We start from the raw sequence: 19,083 nt of genomic DNA, 5'->3' as shown, positions 1-19,083 counted from the left end.
GCAGTTTTCCGACGAGTACGAGGACGAGGACAGACGTGCCTACCGGCAAGGTCAAGTGGTTCAACAGCGAGAAGGGCTTCGGCTTTCTCTCCCGCGACGACGGCGGTGACGTCTTCGTCCATTCCTCCGTTCTCCCCGCCGGAGTCGAGACGCTCAAGCCAGGTCAGCGCGTGGAGTTCGGGGTGGTCGCCGGACAGCGCGGCGACCAGGCCCTCTCGGTCACCCTCCTGGACCCGACCCCGTCGGTCGCGGCCGCACAGCGCAAGAAGCCGGACGAGCTGGCCTCCATCGTCCAGGATCTGACGACCCTCCTGGAGAACATCACCCCGATGCTCGAAAAGGGCCGCTACCCCGACAAGGCATCCGGCAAGAAGATCGCCGGCCTGCTCCGAGCGGTCGCCGACCAGCTCGACGTGTAAACCCCGACACAACCCCCGACTAGGGGAAATCCAACGCCTCCGGCCCGAGGGGCGGCACCAGCCCCTCGGCCGCCGCGCGCGTGAGCAGTCCGCGTACGGCCGCGTAGCCGTCCTCGCCGAGGTCAGCGGTGAACTCGTTGACGTACAGCCCGATGTGCTGGTCGGCGACGTCCGGGTCCATCTCCTGGGCGTGCTCCATCACATACGGACGGGACACCTCGGGGTCGTCCCAGGCCGCCCGTACAGAGGCACGGACGGACTCGGCGAGCAGCGTCAGCGTGTCCGCCCCCAGTGACCGCTTGGCGATGATCGCGCCCAGCGGGATGGGCAGCCCGGTGGTGTTCTCCCAGTGCTCGCCCATGTCCGCGAGCTTGTGCAGCCCGTAGTTCTGGTACGTGAACCGCGCCTCGTGGATCACCAGTCCCGCGTCGACCTTCCCGTCCCGCACGGCGGGCATGATCTCGTGGAAGGGCATGACCACGATCTCGCCCACCCCACCGGACAGGGTGTCGGCCGCCCACAGCCGGAACAGCAGATACGCCGTCGACCTCTCGCTCGGCACCGCGACCGTACGGCCCGCCAGGTCGACGCCCGGCTCCCGGGTCAGCACCAGCGGACCGCACCCCCGCCCCAGCGCCCCGCCGCACGGCAGCAGCGCGTACTCGCCGAGGACGTACGGCAGCACCGCGTACGACACCTTCAGCACGTCCGACTCGCCGCGCTCGGCCATGCCGTTGGTGATGTCGATGTCCGCGAAGGTCACGTCGAGCGCGGGAGCGCCGGGCACGCGGCTGTGGGCGAGGGCGTCGAAGACGAAGGTGTCGTTGGGGCAGGGGGAGTACGCGATCTGCAGCGAACGCATGTCAGGGCTCATGGGTGCTTCCAACTCTCCAGTACGGGCGCGAGCTTCCCGAATCCCTCGGTGAGCGCCGCCAGAGCCTCGCCGATCCGCCAGGCGGCGCGGTCGCGCGGGCCGACCGGGTTGGACACCGCGCGCAGCTCCAGGACGGGCGTGCCGTGCGCGGCGGCGGCCTCGGCGACGCCGAAGCCCTCCATGGCCTCGGCGAGGGCGCGCGGGTGGCGGGCGCGCAGGGCGGTGGCACGGGCCGCGGTGCCGGTCACCGTCGACACGGTGAGGACCGGGCCGACGCGGGCCCCGGTGGCGTCGGCGGCGGCCTGTACGAGGGTGTCCGGCGGACGGTGGGTGACGGTGCCGAAGCCCAGCTCCGTGACCGGCAGAAAGCCGTCGGCGGTCTCGGCCCCCAGGTCGGCCGCGGTGATCTCGTCGGCGACGACGAGCGAGCCGACGGGAGCTTCGGGCGCGAAGCCGCCGGCGATCCCGGCCGAGACGACCAGGGCGTACGGGGTGCCGGCCAGGGCGGCGGCGGTGAGCGCGGTCGCGGTGGAGGCGGCGGCGAGGGCGGGGCCGACGCCGGCGGCGAGGAGGTCGGGGCCGGCGGGGGGCCGGTGCAGGACGGCTCCGGGGAGGGAGACGTCCGTGACCGGGCCCGGGAACGCACGTGCCACCGCGTCCCGTTCGGCGGGGACGGCGGTGGCTACGAGGATGCGTGCGGGGGACACTGCGGCGAGGGTCAGGCGTCCTTCTTCAGCCTGAAGTTCCACAGGCCGGTGGGGGCCTCCGGCTTGCCGCCCATGATCGAGACGAGCGTGGAGTTGCCCTGGGCGCCGTACTGGGCGTTGAAGAACACGCTGCCCGGGATGGTCCGGTACGTCTTGGTGCTGGATTCGGTGATCGGCGAGCCGTTCATCAGGATCGTCCAGCCCTTGTCCGCGATCTTCGGGTCCACACCGAAGCGCACGGTCTCGTCGGGGGCGACCGAGACGGACTTGATGTCCTCCTCCTGCAGGCACCCGGACCGCTCTTCGGCCGTGAGGGCGTCACCCTCGTGGTAGCAGGTGGCCTCCGAACTGACCGAGCTCGAACCGACGGTGATCGTCGACATCGGCGACGGCTTGTCGCAGGCCGACAGGACGAGCAGTCCGGCGGAAACGGCGCCGGCGGCGGCGACGGCGCGGCGGCGTCGCACAACGGATTGCTTCGTGGTCATACCCGAAGGCTATCGGTCACGCGCGACCCGCTCCCCACGTGGGGTACAGGCCGTGCCGTGCGTTACGCCACTCGCCCGCCCCCTGCACCACCCGCGACTCGCCCGCCCCTACACCACCCGCGCCCGGGCCGCACCCCCGCGCCGGGCCGAGCCGAGCAGGCCGCGGACGGTGGTCAGCCAGCCGGCGGCGACGATGCAGGCGGCCACGATGAGGCCGAGGGCGCCGTTCAGAGGCAGTGCTATGCCGATCGCGCCGCCGATCACCCATGACATCTGCAGCAGCGTCTCCGAGCGGGCGAACGCCGACGTCCGCACCAGCTCCGGTACGTCCCGCTGGATCAGCGCGTCCAGGGACAGCTTGGCCAGTGCCTGTGCGAACCCGGCGACCGCCGCCAGGCACGCCACCAGGAACGCGCCGAAGAACACCGCCGCCGTGATCGCCACGCCCAGCTCGACCGCCACGACGGTCACGATGATCAGCTCCGGCGCCCGTGCCCGCAGGGCCGCCCCCACCGCCGTACCCAGCGCGTTGCCCACGCCCGCCGCGACCGCCACCATGCCCAGCGACACCGCCGCGCTCTGCCCGGTCATGGGGTGCTCACGCAGCAGGAAGGCCAGGAAGAAGATCAGGAACCCGGCGAGGCAGCGGATCGCCGCGTTGACGCCGAGCGCGTGGGTGACCGCCGTCCCGACCGTCCTGAGCCCCGGCCGTTTGACCGGCCGCAGGTGCGGCCCGTGCAGATGGTCGGCGTCCGCGGCGAGCAGCGCGGTGTCCTCGCCCTTGGCCGAGTCCACCTTCGGCGGCAGGGAGAACGACAGGAACATTCCGGCCATGAAGATCACGAACGCGCCGTACAGCGGCCAGCGCGGCCCGATCGCCTGGAGCCCCGCACCGACCGGCGCCGCCACACCGGTCGCCAGCAGCCCGCCGAGGGTGACCCGGGAGTTGGCCTTCACCAGGGAGAACCGGGGCGGCAGCAGCCGGGGCACCACGGCGCTTCTGACCACCCCGTACGCCTTCGACGCGACGAGCACGCCGAGCGCCGCCGGATACAGCTCGATACTGCCGGTGATGACCGCCCCGGACAGCACCAGCGCGAGCAGCGCCCGGGCCAGCATCGCGCCCGCCATCGCCGCGCGGCGGCCGTGCGGGAGCCGGTCGAGCAGCGGGCCGATCACCGGCGCGAGCAGGGTGAACGGCGCCATGGTGATGGCGAGGTAGAGCGCGACGCGCCCGCGGGCCTCGTCGGTCGGCACCGAGAAGAAGACGGTGGAGGCCAGCGCCACGGTGATCATGACATCGCCCGCGCCGTTCACGCCGTGCAGCTCGATCAGCTTGCCGAGCCCCGACTCACCGGCGCCGTGCGCATGGGTCGCCTTGCGGATACCGCGGGCCGTACCCGTCAGCGGGAAGTGCAGGGCACGGCCGAGCGAACGGAGTGAGCCACGCGTCCGGCCCGTTCCGCTGCGTCCGCTGCTGCCCTTGATGCCGCTTGCCACCCCGTCATAGTGCCCCGAGAGCGGCGTCCGTAGTGCGGTTACGGCGCGTATGGGCGTGCACTTCACAGGCCGCCGCGTCCGGTGGGCGGGCCGGAAAGACCGCCGGGAAGCAGCGAAGACTCCCGCCGGTGTAGGCCCAGCGCCGGACAACAGGTAGCGTGCGTATCTCGGCCATCCCGCAGAATGGATGGTGACAGGTGCGCCCGAGCGCGATGGCGCGCGGACGTCGACGCGGTCCCCAGGTCCGCTCCGTCCGCCCCGACGCCTCAAGGCACCGCACCCGAGAGACGGCGTAGGAGAGAAGCGATACCTGTGAGCGCAGCGACCACGCGAAGCCGCACCCCCGACCGCCTGTGCGCCGAGGCCGTCGACCTCGCCCGCGCCGCAGCCGAGGAGGCCGCCGCGCCCGGAGTCGTCGGGGAGCACGTCGGCACGGCCTCCGAGGGCGACCGCGTTGTCACGCACTTCTTCGAGTGCAAGGAGCTCGGGTACCGCGGCTGGCGCTGGGCCGTGACGGTGGCCAGGGCGTCCCGCGCGAAGATCGTCACACTGGACGAGGTCGTCCTGCTGCCCGGCCCGGACGCGCTGCTGGCGCCGGAGTGGGTGCCGTGGAGCGAGCGGCTGCGCCCCGGCGACATGGGGCCCGGCGACCTGCTCCCCACGGACGCCGAGGATCTGCGGCTGGAGCCGGGTTTCACCGGCGAGGAGGAGCCGCCGCCGAACTCCGCGGTGTCCGCGGACATGGCGGAACTGGTCGAGGCCGAGGACGCCGAGGTCACGGCGGGCCCGCCGGCCACCCTCCCGACGGCACCCACGCGCGGCTCGATCGCGGCGGTCGCCGAGGAACTGGGCATGCGCCGCGCCCGGGTGCTGTCCCGGTACGGGCTGCATGTGGCCGCCGACCGCTGGGAGGAGGGCTTCGGCCCGAAGACGCCGATGGCGCAGGCGGCGCCGGCGTCCTGCGTGAGCTGCGGCTTCCTGGTGCCGATCGGAGGGTCGCTGGGGCAGGCCTTCGGGGTCTGCGCGAACGAGTTCTCGCCGGCCGACGGCCGGGTGGTGTCGCTGGCGTACGGGTGCGGTGGGCACTCCGAGGCCGCGGTGATGCCGAAGCCGCCGCAGCCGACTGAGCCGGTGATCGACGAGACACGGGTGGATCCGTTCCCGCTGCGGCCGGCGCGGGATTCCGGGTCGGTTCCGGAGGTGTCCGACGAGTCGGCGGCCGAGCTGGGGCACTCGTAGCGTCCCGACTCCGGGGCCGGCCGAGATCGTGACGTCACGGTCGTCGCTCCCGCGCGATACCTTCTCCTCACGGCGATGAGGAGAGTGAACGTGAGCAAGTTCGTGCGGCCTGCCGCCGAAGGTGCGGACCCCTTCGGGACGGCTCGTCTGCGGCGCGGAGTGCTGGATGCCTGGGCGACCAGCCCGGCGCGGTTCCGTGAGGACGCGAACGCCGAGGAGGATCTCGTCCTCGGCGGCTACCGGGACCGGCTCGTCGTGGAGCTGGCGCAGAACGCCGCCGACGCCGCCGCCCGCGCCGGCGTGCCCGGCCGGCTCCGGCTCACCCTCCGCGACGGCGTCCTCTTCGCCGCCAACACCGGCGCCCCCCTGGACGCCGCCGGCGTCGAGTCGCTGGCCACGCTCCGCGCCTCCGCCAAGCGGGACACGCCGTCCATCGGCCGCTTCGGCGTCGGTTTCGCCGCCGTACTGGCCGTCACCGACGAGCCCGCCGTCGTCGGCCGGCACGGCGGTGTCCGCTGGTCCCTGGCCGAGGCCCGTGACCTCGCCGCCGACACCGCCCGGCACAGCCCCGGGCTGGGGGACGAGATCCGCCGGCGGGACGGGCACGTGCCGCTGCTGCGGCTGCCGTTCGCCGCCGAGGGCACCGCGCCCGATCCGTACGACACCGTCGTCATCCTGCCGCTGCGCGACACCGCCGCCGCCGATCTCGCCGAGCGGCTGCTGCGCGCCGTCGACGACTCCCTGCTGCTCACCCTGCCGGGGCTGGAAGAGGTCGTCGTCGAGATCGACGGCGACGCCCCCCGCACCGTGCGCCGCAGCACCGACGGTGCCTTCACGGTCGTGGAGGACTCCCACAACGGCGTCACCCACTGGCGCACCTCCTCCGCCCATGGCCCCCTCACGCCCGATCTGCTCGCCGGCCGCCCCGTCGAGGAGCGGCTGCGCCCCCACTGGTCCGTCACGTGGGCCGTGCCCATCGACGCCGCCCACGGCACTCCCGTCCGGCCCCGCACCAGCCCCGTCGTCCACGCTCCCACCCCCAGCGACGAGCCCCTCGGCGTGCCTGCCCTGCTCATCGCGTCCTTCCCGCTGGACACCACCCGCCGACACGCCGCGCCCGGCCCGCTGACCGACTTCCTCGTGCAGCGTGCGGCGGACGCCTACGCCGAACTCCTCGCCGAATGGCGGCCGGTGACCGAGGCGATCATCGACCTCGTGCCCGGCCCGCTGGGGAAGGGCGAGCTGGACGGGGCGCTGCGGCAGGCGATTCTCGAGCGGCTGCCGCGGACGTCCTTCCTGCCGCCGGCCGTTCCGCCCTCCGGCGACGGCTCCGACGAGCTGCCCGAGTCCCTCCGGCCGCGGGACGCCGAGGTCGTCGAGGGCGCCGGCGCCGACACCGTACGGGTACTCGCCGAGGTGCTGCCCACGCTGCTGCCCGCCGGGCTGGAACGGCGGGTCGAACTGCGCACGCTCGGGATCGCCCGGGTCCGGCTGAGCGACGCCGTCGACCGGCTGGCCGGCCTGGAGAAGGAGCCCGGCTGGTGGCGGCGGCTGTACGACAGCCTCGCCGGGGTGGATCCGGACCGGCTCACCGGGCTTCCCGTGCCGCTGGCCGACCGGCGCACGACGATCGGTCCCCGGCAGGTCCTCCTGCCCACCCCGGACGCCGCCCGCATCGACCCCGGGGTCCTCGCCCGGCTCGGCCTCAAGGTCGCCCACCCGGACGCCGCGCACCCGCTCCTGGAGAAGCTCGGCGCCCTGCCCGCGACCCCGCGTGCCGTGCTCACCACCCCGCAGGTGCGCGCCGCCGTCGCCGCCTCCCTCGACGACGAGGGCGGCGCCCTCTGGGAGGAGGACGCCCCGGACGCCGAGGAGCTGGCGGACACCGTCCTCGCGCTCGTGCGGGACGCCGGGCTCGAACCCGGTGACGAGCCCTGGCTGGGCGCCCTCGCCCTCCCGGACGAGGAAGGGGAACTGGCCCCGGCAGGCGAACTCGTCTTCCCCGGCAGCTCCTTCGCCCAGGTCATGCGTGAGGGGGAACTCGCCTTCGTCGACGCCGAGCTGGCCGAGCGCTTCGGTGAGCAGCCGCTCGCCGCCTGTGGCGTCCTCGCCGACTTCGCGCTGGTCCGCGCCACCGACGTCGTCCTCGACCCCGACGAACTCGAGCCCCGCGAAGGGGACTTCGCCGAGCCCGACGACCCCGGTCTGCTGGACGCCGTGGACGTCTGGTGCGAGGACATCCTCGACCGCTTCCCGGACTCGCCGGTGCCGCCGGTGGCGACGGAACTCATCGCCGTACGCGACCTGGATCTGGTGGCCGACGACAAGTGGCCACAGGCTCTTGCTCTGCTGTCGGAACCCCCCTTGCGTGACGCCATCGTTCAGGGCATGCGCATCCTGCTGCCCGACGGCACCCATGAGGTCGTACGGCCCTACACCGCATGGTGGTTGCGCGGGCACCCGGTGCTCGACGGACGCCGCCCCGCCGGGCTGCTCGCCGCCGGTGGGGATCCGCTGCTGCGCGGCCTGTACGACGAGGCCGACGCCACCGGCTTCGACGACGAGCAGGTGCTGCGGGCGCTCGGCGTACGGACGTCGGTCGCGGCCCTCCTCGACGAGCCGGGCGGGGCCGCCGAGCTGCTGGACCGGCTCGCCGACCCCGAGCGGCAGGTCACCGGCGCCCAACTGCACGGACTGTACGGCGCGTTGGCCGAGCTGGACCCGGAGCAGGTGACCCTGCCGGACGAGCTGCGGGCGGTCGTCGACGGGCGGGTCGAGGTCGTGGACGCGGCCGACGCGGTGGTCGTCGACTCGCCGGACCTGCTGCCGTTCACCGAGGGTGTGCCCCTGCTGCCGGTGCCGCCGGCCCGGGCCGCCGAGCTGGCGGAGCTGTTCCAGGTGCGGCGGCTGAGCGAGTCCGTCACCGGTGAGGTGGACTCCGAGGGCACCGAGCACGAGGTGCCGGAGCCGGTGCGGGTGCTGCTGGGCCCGCGGACGCCCGACACCTACGTCGAGCACGAGGAACTCGTCGTCGACGGTGTGGAGATCGACTGGCGGGTCACCTCCGACGGCGTACTGCACGCCGCCACGCTGGAGGGTGTCGCCGCCGGTCTCGCCTGGGCGGCGGGCCAGTGGCCGCGGCGCTTCGAGGTGGCGGCACTGCTGGAGGACCCGTCACGGACGGCGGAGCTGGCGCGGGACCGGTGGTTCGACTGAGCCGAAGGGCGGCCGGCGGGGACCTTCAGGGTGTCTGAAATTACTCGAACAGATTCCCTGCCGGTCGTACAACCATTTCCGCGTGTTGCGAATCTGATCACTTGAGTCAACAGACTCCCTAGATCACCTGGGCCTCGCCGCGCTCACGAGCCGTGTGCACCGAAGGGCAACGAGGCCCCTTTCTCCACGTGGGGAACACAGACATGCGCATGCGTGCCACCCTCGGCGTCGTGACCGGCGCCCTGGCCCTGTCCGCTTTCGCCGTACCGGTCGCCCAGGCCGACTCCCCGGCTCCCGGGAACACCATCGAGCTGCCCAGCGCCGCCGAATTCGCCGACGCCCCGGGCAGCAGGTCGGCGCTCAGCACGGCCGAGGCCGTGCCCACCGTGTCCAACGTGACCATCAACTCCGGCAAGTCGGTCGTCGTCGGCTCGACCACCGCCAAGACCTTCACGGTCAGCGTCACCGCCAGCCACTCCAGCGGCATCTACAGCTCGTACTTCTACCTGTGGCACGGCGCCGACTCGGAGAACGTCGACGGCTTCCTCGGCTCGGCCGACCCCGGCACCTGCACCGACAGCAGCGCGACCACGTCGACCTGCAAGTTCACCGTCACCGCCGAGCCGGGCACCGACCTGTACAAGAACGCGCTGGCCGGCACCTGGAAGGCGTACGTCGCGGTCATCTCCAACGACGGCGACCTGTACGAGAACGAGACGTACAAGACCCACAAGGTCCAGCGTCTGTCGAAGCTGACGGTCAACGCCTCCCCGGAGCCGGTGGCGAAGGGCAAGACCATCACGGTCACCGGCAGCCTGACCCGCGCCAACTGGGAGACGGGCTCGTACTCCGGCCTGCCCAGCGGCCAGTCCGTGGCGCTGCAGTTCCGCAAGGCGGGCACCACCAACTACACCAACGTGAAGGGCATCAAGACCGCCACGGGCGGCGCCCTGAAGACGACCGTCACGGCCTCCACGGACGGCTACTACCGCTTCAGCTACGCGGGCATCACGAGCACGGCACCGGTCAGCGCCGCCGGTGACTACGTCGACGTGAGGTAAGCAGCCCCCGAGCAGTTCCGTCCGGCCCCGGAAGCCATCCGGGGCCGGACGTTTTTGCGGTGCTTTTCCGGAGTTCGTACAACTGTTGACCACTGCCGCGGGTCTGATCGTGCGAGCCAACAGGCTCCACGATCACTTGGGTCTCGCCGCGCTCACGAGCCGCAGGGAACGAAGGGCAGCGGGACCCCTTCTCCTCATGGGGAACGCATGCGTATACGCGCCACCGTGGCCGCCGTCTCCGGCGCCCTGGCCCTGTCCGCCCTTGCCGTGCCGGCCGCGCAGGCGGACAGCACCTCGTACAGCCCCGACGACATCGCGCAGTCCGTGCAGTCCGTGCGCCAGGCCGCCGCCGGCGAGTCCGCCCGCAGCTCCTTCTCCGCCGCCGACACGGGTGCGCCGTACGCGCTGGACTTCACCTTCTCCAACGTGAAGGTCAACAGCGGCAAGCCGATCGTCGTCGGCACCACCGCCCAGAAAACCGTGCCGGTGACCTACACCGTCACGCACGGCGCGGACGTCGACCTCAACGACCCCGAGCTCTACTTCGACGTCGAGATCTGGCGCGGCAGCGACTACGCCAACCCGACCAACCTGCTCTACGGCGACGACTGGCCGACCTGCACCGCAACCTCGGACACCACGGCCTCGTGCAAGGGCACGATCGACATCTACCCCGACGTCGAGCTGTCCAACGCCGACGCCACCAGCTGGAAGATCGGCGGTTACGCCGTCGACTACAACGGCGAGGACCCGATGGCCGACGACGTCAACTGGGACAACGTCGGTTACGCCGAGCAGGACAGCCTGGGCACCACCCGGCTGCAGCGCCTGTCGAAGCTGACGGTCAACGCCTCCCCGGAGCCGGTGGTGAAGGGCAAGACCATCACCGTCACGGGCAAGCTGACCCGCGCCAACTGGGACACCGGCTCCTACACCGGCCTGCCCAGCGGTCAGTCCGTGGTGCTGCAGTTCCGTAAGGCGGGCACCACCAACTACACGAACGTGAAGGGCATCAAGACGGCCTCGGGCGGCGCCCTGAAGACGACCGTCACGGCCTCCACGGACGGCTACTACCGCTTCAGCTACGCGGGCATCACGAACACCGCGCCGGCCACCGTCGCCGGTGACTTCGTCGACGTGAAGTAAGCAACAGCACGACTGCTGCCCGGCCCCGGAAGCCATCCGGGGCCGGGTGCTTTTTCCCAACTTTCCCTGCCGGAGCAACCGTTACCGGCATTCGCCTATCTGATCAGGTGAGCCAACAGGCTCCACGATCACTCACTGGGGAACGCATGCGTATACGAGCCACCGTCGCCGCCGTGACCGGTGCCCTGGCCCTCTCCGCCCTCGCCGTACCGGCCGCTCAGGCCGCCGATGTCTCCGGCGCCGACTACCGCGAGGCCGTCGCGAAGATCCGCCAGGCCGCCCACGCCCCCTCCGGTGCGACGGCGTTCAGCACCAAGGCCGCCCAGGACGAGCCGTACGCCCTGGACGCCTCCTTCTCCAACTTCAAGATCGCCAAGGCGGTCAAGGTCGGCACCACCGGCCACTACTCCACAACGGTCACCTACACGCTGACCCATGGAGCGGACGTCGACGTCACGGCGCAGGACTTCCTGACCGGCCCCTACCTCTACCGGGGCGCGTTCGCCACGCCCGACACCACCCTGTTCGGCGTGAAGCCGGCCACCTGCACGACCGCCACGGCGACCACCGCCACCTGCACCGGCAAGATCGACATCTACCCGGGCGAGGGCGACCTGCTCAACTCGGACTCCGGCACCTGGAAGGGCGCCGCCCTGGCCATCGCGTACAACGGCCAGGACCCCGCGGGCGAGAACTTCGACATCACCAAGGTCGGATACGCCGACCAGGGCGCCCTCGGCACGACCCTGGTGCAGCGCAACTCCAAGCTGACGGTCAACGCCGCCCCGGAGCCGGTGCAGAAGGGCAAGACCCTCACCGTCACGGGCAAGCTGACCCGCGCCAACTGGGAGACCGGCAAGTACGCCGGATACTCCACCCAGCCGGTGGTGCTGCAGTTCCGCAAGGCGGGCACCACCAACTACACCAACGTCAAGGGCATCAAGACGAACACGACGGGTGACCTGAAGACCACGGTCACGGCATCGGTCGACGGCTACTACCGCTTCCAGTTCAAGGGCACCCCGACGACCCCGGCGGTGACGACGGCCGGCGACTACGTGGACGTCCGGTAGAACAACGCCCTTCAGGGGCGCGGGGAACTGCGCGACCAGCCACAACGGCGCCGCAGTGACCCACAGGCATCAGCCAGCGGGCCGGCGGTCGACCAACCTCCACAGCACCTCCAGGACGACCGCCGCCCCCACCGCCATGCCGACGGCAGTCCACGGCATAGTCACGCCGACCAGCTTCAACGCAAAGAACTCCTGCAACCACGGCACCACCAGCACCATCAGGAACCCCGCCCCCATCGCCGCCACCAGCCCGATGCGCCACCAGGTGTACGGCCGGGCGATGATCGCCAGCACCCACATCGCGATCAGGAACAGCGTCAGCGTCGCCGCGCTGGTCTCCGCGTCCAACGCGCCCGGACCGGTGTAGTGATGACGGGCAATCAGATACGTCCCGAAGGTCGCCAGCGCGGCCAGCGCCCCGCCCGGTATCGCGTACCGCATCACCCGCCGCACGAAGTGGGGTTTCGCCCGTTCCTTGTTGGGCGCAAGGGCCAGGAAGAACGCCGGGACGCCGATCGTCAGCGTCGACAGCAGGGTCAGATGGCGGGGCAGGAACGGGTACTCGACCTGCCAGCACACCACCAGGACGGCCAGCAGCACCGAGTAGACCGTCTTCACCAGGAACAGCGTGGCGACCCGGGTGATGTTGCCGATCACCCGCCGGCCCTCCGCGACCACCGACGGCAGGGTGGCGAAACTGTTGTTCAGCAGCACGATCTGCGCCACCGCCCGTGTCGCCTCCGAGCCGGTGCCCATCGCGACCCCGATGTCGGCGTCCTTCAGGGCGAGGACGTCGTTCACCCCGTCGCCGGTCATGGCGACCGTGTGCCCGCGGGACTGGAGCGCCCCCACCATGTCCCGTTTCTGCTGCGGGGTGACCCGCCCGAACACCGTGCCCTCGTCGAGGGCCCGGCCCATGCCGTCCCGGTCGGCGGGCAGCCGACGGGCGTCGACCGTGCTGCCGTCGAGCCCGAGCTTGCTCGCCACCGCGCCCACCGACACCGCGTTGTCGCCGGAGATGACCTTGGCGCGGACGTTCTGCTCGGCGAAGTAGCGCAGGGTGTCGGCGGCGTCCGGCCGCAGCCGCTGCTCCAGTACGACGAGGGCGGCGGGCCTGGCGTCCCGGGTGACGTGGGGGGAGTCGAGGTCGCCGGAGGCGCGGGCGAGCAGCAGCACCCTGAGGCCCTCCTCGTTCAGCCGCTCGGTCTCGGCGAGGGCGGGATCGTCCTCCGCGAGCAGCACGTCGGGGGCGCCCAGCAGCCACGTACTGGCCTCGCCGTTGCCCTCGCTGAAGGACGCCCCGCTGTACTTGCGGGCGGAGGAGAAGGGCAGCGCCTCGGTGACGCGCCACTCCTCGCCGTCCGGGTAGGCGGAGATGATCGCCTGGAGGGAGGCGTTCGGCCGCGGGTCGGACTCGCCGAGGGCGCCGAGGACCTGCCGTACGTAGGCCTCGTCGTGGCCGTCCAGCAGGCGCAGCTCGGTGACGTCCATGCCGCCCTCGGTGAGGGTGCCCGTCTTGTCCAGGCAGACGGTGTCGACGCGGGCGAGGCCCTCGATCGCGGGCAGCTCCTGCACCAGACACTGTTTCCGGCCGAGCCGGATGACGCCGATCGCGAAGGCGACGGAGGTGAGCAGGACGAGCCCCTCCGGGACCATCGGCACGATGCCGCCGACCGTGCGGGCGAGGGAGTCCTTGAGGTCGTTGTCCTTGACCACGAGCTGGCTGATGATCAGGCCGATCGCGGTCGGGACCATCATCCACGTCACGTACTTGAGGATCGTGGAGATCCCGGAGCGCAGCTCGGAGTGGACGAGCGTGAAGCGGGAGGCCTCCTCGGCGAGCTGGGCAGCGTACGCCTCACGGCCCACCCTGGTCGCCTGGAACGCGCCACCGCCCGCGACCACGAAGCTCCCGGACATGACCGGGTCCCCCGGCCGTTTGACGACCGGATCGGCCTCACCGGTGAGCAGGGACTCGTCGATCTCCAGCCCGTCGGCCTCGACGCACACCCCGTCGACGACGACCTTGTCCCCCGGCCCGATCTCGATCAGATCGTCCAGCACGATCTCGGACGTACTGACCTCGGCGGTGACCCCCTCGCGTCGCACGGTCGGCCGTACCTCGCCGATCAGGGCGAGGGAGTCGAGGGTCTTCTTCGCCCGCCACTCCTGGATGATGCCGATGCCGGTGTTGGCGAGGATCACGAAGCCGAACAGGCTGTCCTGGATCGGCGCGACGAACAGCATGATCACCCAGAGCACGCCGATGATCGCGTTGAAGCGGGTGAAGACGTTCGCGCGGACGATGTCGGCCATCGACCGGCTGCTGCGCACCGGTACGTCGTTGACCTGCCCGCGCGCCACCCGCTCGGCGACCTCGGCGGCCGTCAGCCCGGTCGTCACCGACGGCACGGGGGCGGGGTGCGCGGGACCGAGCTCGGCGTCCGCGTCGATGTGCGTCATGCATTCGACGGTACGTGCGGATGTGGGGCTTCACCCCCGGAGTGGGCGGAAGATCCGACTACGGGAGGACTGCCGTAGTGCCCTGGGCGTACGGGGTTTATGGGGTGGCCGGCGTCCGCTCGCGCGCCGACCGCTTGATCGCCGCGTCCCGCCGGCGGACGTACCAGATGCCGAGCAGTCCCAGCCCCCCGCCGGCCAGGCAGGTCCACAGCCACCAGGTGTGCCCGCGGTCGTCGAACCAGCCGTAGAACGGCAGCTGCATCAGGAAGAGGACGAACCAGACGATCGTGCCGCCGGTGATGGTGCCGACCACGGGGCCCTCCAGGGGCTCCGGTGCCTCGTGCTTGGGGGTCCACTTCGCCATGGAGGACAGCTTACGAGGCGATCAGGTCTACGCGCGGAGATGGCCGATCGCGGCGTCATATGTTCATACTGAAACGGTTTATGTCTGACCACTTCTCTTCGTAGGAACCACCAAAAACATGCCCACCTCGGCCCCCGCCAAGGTCCCCGCCCCTGAACAGCCGGGAGCCAGGCCCGCATACGGCGCACTCGACCGCTACTTCAAGATCTCCGAACGGGGCAGCACCCTGGCCCGCGAGATCCGCGGTGGTTTCGCCACCTTCTTCGCGATGGCCTACATCATCGTGCTGAACCCGATCATCCTCGGCAGCGCGAAGGACATGTACGGCAACCAGCTCGACAACGGCCAGCTGGTCACCGCGACGGCCCTGACGGCGGCGTTCACCACGCTCCTCATGGGCGTCATCGGCAACGTGCCGATCGCGCTGGCCGCCGGTCTCGGGGTGAACTCGGTCGTCGCGCTCCAGCTCGCCCCGCGGATGTCCTGGCCGGACGCCATGGGCATGGTGGTGCTCGCCGGTTTCGTCGTGATGCTGCTGGTCGCCACGGGCCTGCGTGAGCGCGTGATGAACGCCGTGCCCCACGGTCTGCGCAAGGCCATCGCCATCGGTATCGGCCTGTTCATCATGCTGATCGGCCTCGTCGACGCCGGCTTCGTCTCCCGTATCCCGGACGTCGCCCAGACCACGGTCCCGCTCCAGCTCGGCGCCACCGGTCACCTCAACGGCTGGCCGGTCCTGGTCTTCATCCTCGGCGTGCTGCTCACGCTGGCGCTGATCGTGCGCAAGGTGTCCGGCGCGATCCTGATCTCGATCGTCGCGATGACCGTCCTCGCGGTGATCATCAACGCCGTCGCGGACATCCCCTCCTGGGGCCTGACCACTCCGACGTGGCCCGGCAACCCGGTCGCCACCCCCGACTTCGGCCTGATCGGCGAGGTCAGCCTGTTCGGCGGCTTCGCCAAGGTCGGCGTGCTGACCGGCACCCTGTTCGTCTTCACGGTCCTGCTGTCGACGTTCTTCGACGCCATGGGCACGATCATGGGCGTCAGCGACGAGGCCAAGCTGACCGACGCCCAGGGCCAGATGCCCGGCATCAACAAGGTCCTCTTCATCGACGGCATCGCGGTCTCCGCGGGCGGCGCCAGCTCCTCATCGGCCACCACCTGCTTCGTGGAGTCCACGGCCGGCGTCGGCGAGGGCGCCCGGACCGGCTTCGCGAACGTGATCACCGGCTCGCTGTTCGCCGTGGCGCTGTTCCTGACCCCGGTCGCCACGATGGTCCCGTCCCAGGCGGCCACCCCCGCGCTCGTCGCGGTCGGCTTCCTGATCCTGGCCGGTTCGGTCAAGGAGATCGACTGGGCGGACTACACGATCGCCGTTCCGGCCTTCGTGACGATGCTGATGATGCCGTTCACCTACTCGATCACCAACGGCATCGGCATGGGCTTCATCACCTTCGTCGTCCTGCGCCTCGCGGCCGGACGGGGCCGGGAGGTCCCGGCGGCGATGTACGCGGTGGCGGCGGTGTTCGCCTTCTACTACCTGATGCCGGCACTGGGCCTGACCTGATGCCGCACGGGGGCGTCAGGTGACCCCGTAGAACCTCTCCGTCTCTTCGACCGCCGACTTGAAGCGCTCGTCGAAGTCGTCCCGAATGAGCGTCCGGATCACATAGTCCTGGACGCTCATTCCTCTTTTCGCCGCATGGTCCCGGAGCCGTTCGAGCAGCTCCCCGTCGATCCGCAGGCTGAGCACACTGGTCCCCATGGACACGAGGGTTGCAAGGCGACCCAGTGGTGCGTCACTTTCCGGAAGCGGCTCACTCGTACGGGTGATGATCCGGTTTCAGTGGCGGGGATCACGGGCACCTGTGCGTGTCACCACTGGTCTTTAGTTAGGGTAATGAGTTACCCTAAAGAACATGCCGGACCTTACCCATGGCGACGACGCGGCCGCCGTGAACTCTCTTCGCTCCGCCGTGATGCGGCTGTCCCGTCGGCTCAAGCACCAGCGGGTCGACGAGTCGCTGAGCCCCACCGAGATGTCGGTGCTGGGCACCCTGGCCCGCTGCGGTACGGCCACCCCGGGCGAGCTCGCCCGCAAGGAACATGTGCAGCCGCCGTCGATGACCCGCATCGTGGCGCTGCTCGAGGCCAAGGGGCTGGTCCGGCTGGAGCCGCATCCCGAGGACCGGCGCCAGAAGGTCGTCACGCAGACCGAGCGCGCCGAGGCGATGCTCGAGGAGAGCCGCCGCAAGCGCAACGCGTTCCTGGCCTCGCTGGTCGAGGACCTCGACGAGGACGAGTGGGCGAAACTGCGCGCCGCCGCCCCCGTACTGGAGAAGCTCGCGCATCTGTAACCGCACCACTGGAGGAGGCGAACCCCTTTGAGTACGGGACCCGGAGCACACTCCGCCCCCGCACCGACCACCCACGACACCCCCGAAGACCCCGTCGAGGGCACCCGCAGCATCCGCAAGTCCTCGATGTTCAGCTCGCTGAAGATCCGCAACTACCGTCTCTTCTTCATCGGCCAGGTCGTCTCCAACACCGGCACCTGGATGCAGCGCATCGCCCAGGACTGGCTGGTCCTCAGCCTCACCGGCTCCGCGACGGCCGTAGGCGTCACGACGGCGCTCCAGTTCCTGCCGATGCTGCTCTTCGGCCTCTACGGCGGAGTCCTCGTCGACCGCCTCCCCAAGCGCCCCACCCTGCTGGTGACCCAGACCGCGATGGCGGTGACGGGCCTGGCGCTGGCGTTTCTCACGATCACCGGCCATGTCGAGGTCTGGCACGTCTACGTCGCCGCCTTCGCCGTCGGCCTCGCCACGGTCGTCGACAACCCGGCCCGGCAGTCCTTCGTCTCCGAGATGGTCGGCCCCGACCAGCTCCAGAACGCGGTCAGCCTCAACTCCGCCAACTTCCAGTCCGCCCGCATGATCGGCCCCGCCGTCGCGGGCCTCCTGATCACCGGCGTGGGCACCGGCTGGGCGTTCCTCCTCAACGGTCTGTCCTTCGTCGCGCCCATCGCCGGCCTGCTGCTGATGCGCGCCCGCGAACTGCACCCCGTCCGGCGCGCCCCGCGCGGCAAGGGACAGCTGCGCGAGGGCCTGGCCTACGTCGCCGGCCGCCCCGAGCTGGTCTGGCCGATCGTGCTGGTCGGCTTCATAGGGACGTTCGCCTTCAACTTCCCGGTCTACCTGTCGGCGTTCGCGGACGAGGTCTTCCACGTCGGCGCGGGCACGTACAGCCTGTTCAACACGCTGATGGCGGTCGGCTCGGTGACGGGTGCGCTGCTGGCGGCCCGGCGGGGCACGGCTCGGCTGCGGCTCCTGGCCGCGGCGGCGCTGGTCTTCGGCACGGTGGAGATCGTGGCCGCGGTGACCCCGTCGTTGTGGCTCTTCGCCTTGCTGATGATCCCGCTCGGCCTCTTCGGCATGACGGTCAACGTCACCGCCAACACCGGCATCCAGATGGCCACGGATCCGGCGATGCGGGGGCGCGTCATGGCCCTGTACATGATGGTGTTCCTGGGCGGTTCGCCGGTGGGCGCGCCGATCGTCGGCTGGATCACGGACACGTACGGCGCGAGGGTCGGCCTTGCGGCCGGCGGTGCGGTTGCCGCCCTCGCCGCCATTGCCATCGGCCTGATCCTGGCCCGTGCGGGCGGCCTGCGGCTGTCGGTGGGGTGGAACGCCGGGCATCCGCGGGTGCGGTTCGTTCCGCGGGGGGAGCAGGAGAAGCGGGAGGAGCTGGCTGCGGCGGCGTGATCGGCGGAGACCTCTCCGAGTGCTGCGGGGGCAGACTGGGCTCATGAGACTCTTCGCCGCTGTGCTGCCGCCCGACGAGGTCATCCATGAGCTCGCCTCGGAAGTGGCCGAGCTGAAGAAGCTGCCCGGCGCGGACGGGCTGCGCTGGACCGGGCGGCCCGGGTGGCATTTCACGCTTGCGTTCTACGGAGAGGTCGAGGACGACCTCGTACCGGAACTGTCGGAGCGGCTGGAGCGGGCCGCGCACCGCACGCCGGCCTTCCCGCTGGCCCTGCGCGGTGGCGGGCAGTTCGGGCACGGGCGGGCGCTGTGGGCGGGCGCCGAGGGTGACCTGGTGACGCTGGGGCTGCTGGCCGACCGCACCGAGGCGGCCGCGCGGAAAGCGGGTGTGCCGATGGGGGAGCACCGCCGCTACAAGGCCCACCTGACGGTGGCCCGCAGCCGGTACGGGGTGAACGTGCGGGCGTACGTCGACGCGCTGGCCGGGTTCGGGAGCCGTACCTGGACGGTGGACGAGCTGGTCCTGGTGCGCAGCAACCTGCCGAAGTCCGGGGTGCCGGCCGAGCAGCCCCGGTACGAGGCGGTCGCCCGCTGGCGGCTTGGTGGCGCCGGTTAGTCTCGATACGTGGACCCGAAAACCCGGAACCGGATCATGGCCGGTGCGCTTGTGCTGATGTTTGTGGTGGTTGCGGTGGCGGCGGCGTTTGGGAGTTAGCCGCCGCCGCACCGCTCCGCTCGGGTGGTGCCGGTGCCTACCAGGCGC

17 protein-coding genes are annotated in these 19,083 nt (G+C 71.0%); 10 read left to right on the top strand and 7 right to left on the bottom strand.

The features are described 5' to 3' along the window. Positions 1 to 35 precede the first annotated feature (35 nt). Complete coding sequence (locus ACFVJQ_RS18040) at positions 36 to 419, top strand: cold-shock protein (protein ID WP_129798464.1); 384 nt, start codon at positions 36 to 38, stop codon at positions 417 to 419. Positions 420 to 438: 19 nt separating this feature from the next. On the opposite strand, the gene ACFVJQ_RS18035 is transcribed toward ACFVJQ_RS18040, so the two are convergent. The 4 genes from ACFVJQ_RS18035 to ACFVJQ_RS18020 all read right to left on the bottom strand — a co-directional run bounded on the left by ACFVJQ_RS18035 (position 439) and on the right by ACFVJQ_RS18020 (position 3,988). Then, complete coding sequence (locus tag ACFVJQ_RS18035) at positions 439 to 1,293, bottom strand: 1,4-dihydroxy-6-naphthoate synthase (protein WP_385784946.1); 855 nt, start codon at positions 1,291 to 1,293, stop codon at positions 439 to 441. Next, positions 1,290 to 2,000 (bottom strand): futalosine hydrolase, encoded by a 711-nt coding sequence (locus tag ACFVJQ_RS18030; RefSeq protein ID WP_385784943.1) that lies wholly within the window; start codon positions 1,998 to 2,000, stop codon positions 1,290 to 1,292. Before ACFVJQ_RS18030 ends, ACFVJQ_RS18035 begins: the two co-directional genes overlap by 4 nt. 11 nt (positions 2,001 to 2,011) lie before the next feature. Continuing rightward, a complete protein-coding gene (locus ACFVJQ_RS18025; RefSeq protein WP_385511085.1) occupies positions 2,012 to 2,488 on the bottom strand; it encodes a DUF2771 domain-containing protein in 477 nt (158 codons plus the stop codon). Positions 2,489 to 2,596: 108 nt separating this feature from the next. Further along, positions 2,597 to 3,988 carry an MFS transporter gene (locus ACFVJQ_RS18020; protein ID WP_385511084.1) on the bottom strand — a complete coding sequence of 464 codons (1,392 nt, stop codon included), beginning with the start codon at positions 3,986 to 3,988 and terminating at the stop codon, positions 2,597 to 2,599. 312 nt (positions 3,989 to 4,300) lie between these two features. On the opposite strand from ACFVJQ_RS18020, the gene ACFVJQ_RS18015 reads away from it, so the two are divergent. The 5 genes from ACFVJQ_RS18015 (at position 4,301) to ACFVJQ_RS17995 (ending at position 11,723) form a co-directional block, all read left to right on the top strand. Then, on the top strand, positions 4,301 to 5,227 hold the full coding sequence (locus ACFVJQ_RS18015; protein WP_385511083.1) for a DUF3027 domain-containing protein: 927 nt from the start codon (positions 4,301 to 4,303) through the stop codon (positions 5,225 to 5,227). 90 nt (positions 5,228 to 5,317) lie between these two features. Further along, positions 5,318 to 8,443 (top strand): sacsin N-terminal ATP-binding-like domain-containing protein, encoded by a 3,126-nt coding sequence (locus ACFVJQ_RS18010; RefSeq protein ID WP_385784939.1) that lies wholly within the window; start codon positions 5,318 to 5,320, stop codon positions 8,441 to 8,443. 203 nt (positions 8,444 to 8,646) lie between these two features. Next, positions 8,647 to 9,504, top strand: a complete 858-nt coding sequence (locus tag ACFVJQ_RS18005) for a calcium-binding protein (protein WP_385511080.1) — start codon at positions 8,647 to 8,649, stop codon at positions 9,502 to 9,504. Positions 9,505 to 9,711: 207 nt separating this feature from the next. Beyond that, positions 9,712 to 10,650, top strand: coding sequence for a hypothetical protein (locus tag ACFVJQ_RS18000; RefSeq protein ID WP_385511079.1), 939 nt, complete (start codon positions 9,712 to 9,714; stop codon positions 10,648 to 10,650). A gap of 146 nt (positions 10,651 to 10,796) precedes the next feature. Continuing rightward, entirely contained in the window at positions 10,797 to 11,723 is a 927-nt protein-coding gene (locus tag ACFVJQ_RS17995; RefSeq protein WP_385511078.1) for a hypothetical protein, read from the top strand. A 69-nt stretch (positions 11,724 to 11,792) separates the two neighbouring features. On the opposite strand, the gene ACFVJQ_RS17990 is transcribed toward ACFVJQ_RS17995, so the two are convergent. Together ACFVJQ_RS17990 and ACFVJQ_RS17985 are read right to left on the bottom strand one after the other, a co-directional pair. Continuing rightward, the gene (locus tag ACFVJQ_RS17990; RefSeq protein WP_385784936.1) at positions 11,793 to 14,186 is read right to left on the bottom strand and encodes an HAD-IC family P-type ATPase; all 2,394 of its coding nucleotides are present in this window, start codon (positions 14,184 to 14,186) and stop codon (positions 11,793 to 11,795) included. Between the two features lie 97 nt (positions 14,187 to 14,283). Continuing rightward, complete coding sequence (locus ACFVJQ_RS17985; RefSeq protein WP_385784933.1) at positions 14,284 to 14,550, bottom strand: DUF2530 domain-containing protein; 267 nt, start codon at positions 14,548 to 14,550, stop codon at positions 14,284 to 14,286. 118 nt (positions 14,551 to 14,668) lie between these two features. On the opposite strand from ACFVJQ_RS17985, the gene ACFVJQ_RS17980 reads away from it, so the two are divergent. Next, positions 14,669 to 16,120, top strand: coding sequence for an NCS2 family permease (locus ACFVJQ_RS17980; protein ID WP_385511075.1), 1,452 nt, complete (start codon positions 14,669 to 14,671; stop codon positions 16,118 to 16,120). Between the two features lie 15 nt (positions 16,121 to 16,135). Here ACFVJQ_RS17980 and ACFVJQ_RS17975 read toward each other — a convergent pair whose 3' ends face one another. Next, the gene (locus tag ACFVJQ_RS17975) at positions 16,136 to 16,324 is read right to left on the bottom strand and encodes a ribbon-helix-helix protein, CopG family (protein WP_129803610.1); all 189 of its coding nucleotides are present in this window, start codon (positions 16,322 to 16,324) and stop codon (positions 16,136 to 16,138) included. 148 nt (positions 16,325 to 16,472) lie between these two features. On the opposite strand from ACFVJQ_RS17975, the gene ACFVJQ_RS17970 reads away from it, so the two are divergent. The 3 genes from ACFVJQ_RS17970 to thpR are packed head-to-tail and all read left to right on the top strand — an operon-like array spanning position 16,473 to position 18,936. After that, positions 16,473 to 16,910: a MarR family winged helix-turn-helix transcriptional regulator gene (locus ACFVJQ_RS17970; RefSeq protein ID WP_129803609.1), complete on the top strand. Its 438-nt coding sequence runs from the start codon at positions 16,473 to 16,475 to the stop codon at positions 16,908 to 16,910. 27 nt (positions 16,911 to 16,937) lie between these two features. Continuing rightward, positions 16,938 to 18,320 carry an MFS transporter gene (locus ACFVJQ_RS17965; RefSeq protein WP_385511074.1) on the top strand — a complete coding sequence of 461 codons (1,383 nt, stop codon included), beginning with the start codon at positions 16,938 to 16,940 and terminating at the stop codon, positions 18,318 to 18,320. Between the two features lie 43 nt (positions 18,321 to 18,363). Next, complete coding sequence (thpR, locus tag ACFVJQ_RS17960; RefSeq protein ID WP_385511072.1) at positions 18,364 to 18,936, top strand: RNA 2',3'-cyclic phosphodiesterase; 573 nt, start codon at positions 18,364 to 18,366, stop codon at positions 18,934 to 18,936. The last annotated feature ends 147 nt before the right edge of the window (positions 18,937 to 19,083 follow it).

The sequence above is a fragment of the Streptomyces sp. NPDC127197 genome (assembly GCF_042672405.1).
GTDB lineage: Bacteria > Actinomycetota > Actinomycetes > Streptomycetales > Streptomycetaceae > Streptomyces > Streptomyces flavusporus.
Note: the sequence above shows the minus strand (reverse complement) of the source record. Positions and strands in the feature narration are given on the sequence as shown.

What these genes read in the sequence shown, in the direction of transcription:
- ACFVJQ_RS17990 (WP_385784936.1), bottom strand. Translation starts at nt 14,186, where the DNA reads ATGACGCACATCGACGCGGACGCCGAGCTCGGTCCCGCGCACCCCGCC.
- ACFVJQ_RS17970 (WP_129803609.1), top strand. Translation starts at nt 16,473, where the DNA reads ATGCCGGACCTTACCCATGGCGACGACGCGGCCGCCGTGAACTCTCTT.
- ACFVJQ_RS17985 (WP_385784933.1), bottom strand. Translation starts at nt 14,550, where the DNA reads ATGGCGAAGTGGACCCCCAAGCACGAGGCACCGGAGCCCCTGGAGGGC.
- ACFVJQ_RS18000 (WP_385511079.1), top strand. Translation starts at nt 9,712, where the DNA reads ATGCGTATACGCGCCACCGTGGCCGCCGTCTCCGGCGCCCTGGCCCTG.
- ACFVJQ_RS17995 (WP_385511078.1), top strand. Translation starts at nt 10,797, where the DNA reads ATGCGTATACGAGCCACCGTCGCCGCCGTGACCGGTGCCCTGGCCCTC.
- ACFVJQ_RS18025 (WP_385511085.1), bottom strand. Translation starts at nt 2,488, where the DNA reads ATGACCACGAAGCAATCCGTTGTGCGACGCCGCCGCGCCGTCGCCGCC.
- ACFVJQ_RS18035 (WP_385784946.1), bottom strand. Translation starts at nt 1,293, where the DNA reads ATGAGCCCTGACATGCGTTCGCTGCAGATCGCGTACTCCCCCTGCCCC.
- ACFVJQ_RS17980 (WP_385511075.1), top strand. Translation starts at nt 14,669, where the DNA reads ATGCCCACCTCGGCCCCCGCCAAGGTCCCCGCCCCTGAACAGCCGGGA.
- ACFVJQ_RS18005 (WP_385511080.1), top strand. Translation starts at nt 8,647, where the DNA reads ATGCGCATGCGTGCCACCCTCGGCGTCGTGACCGGCGCCCTGGCCCTG.
- thpR (WP_385511072.1), top strand. Translation starts at nt 18,364, where the DNA reads ATGAGACTCTTCGCCGCTGTGCTGCCGCCCGACGAGGTCATCCATGAG.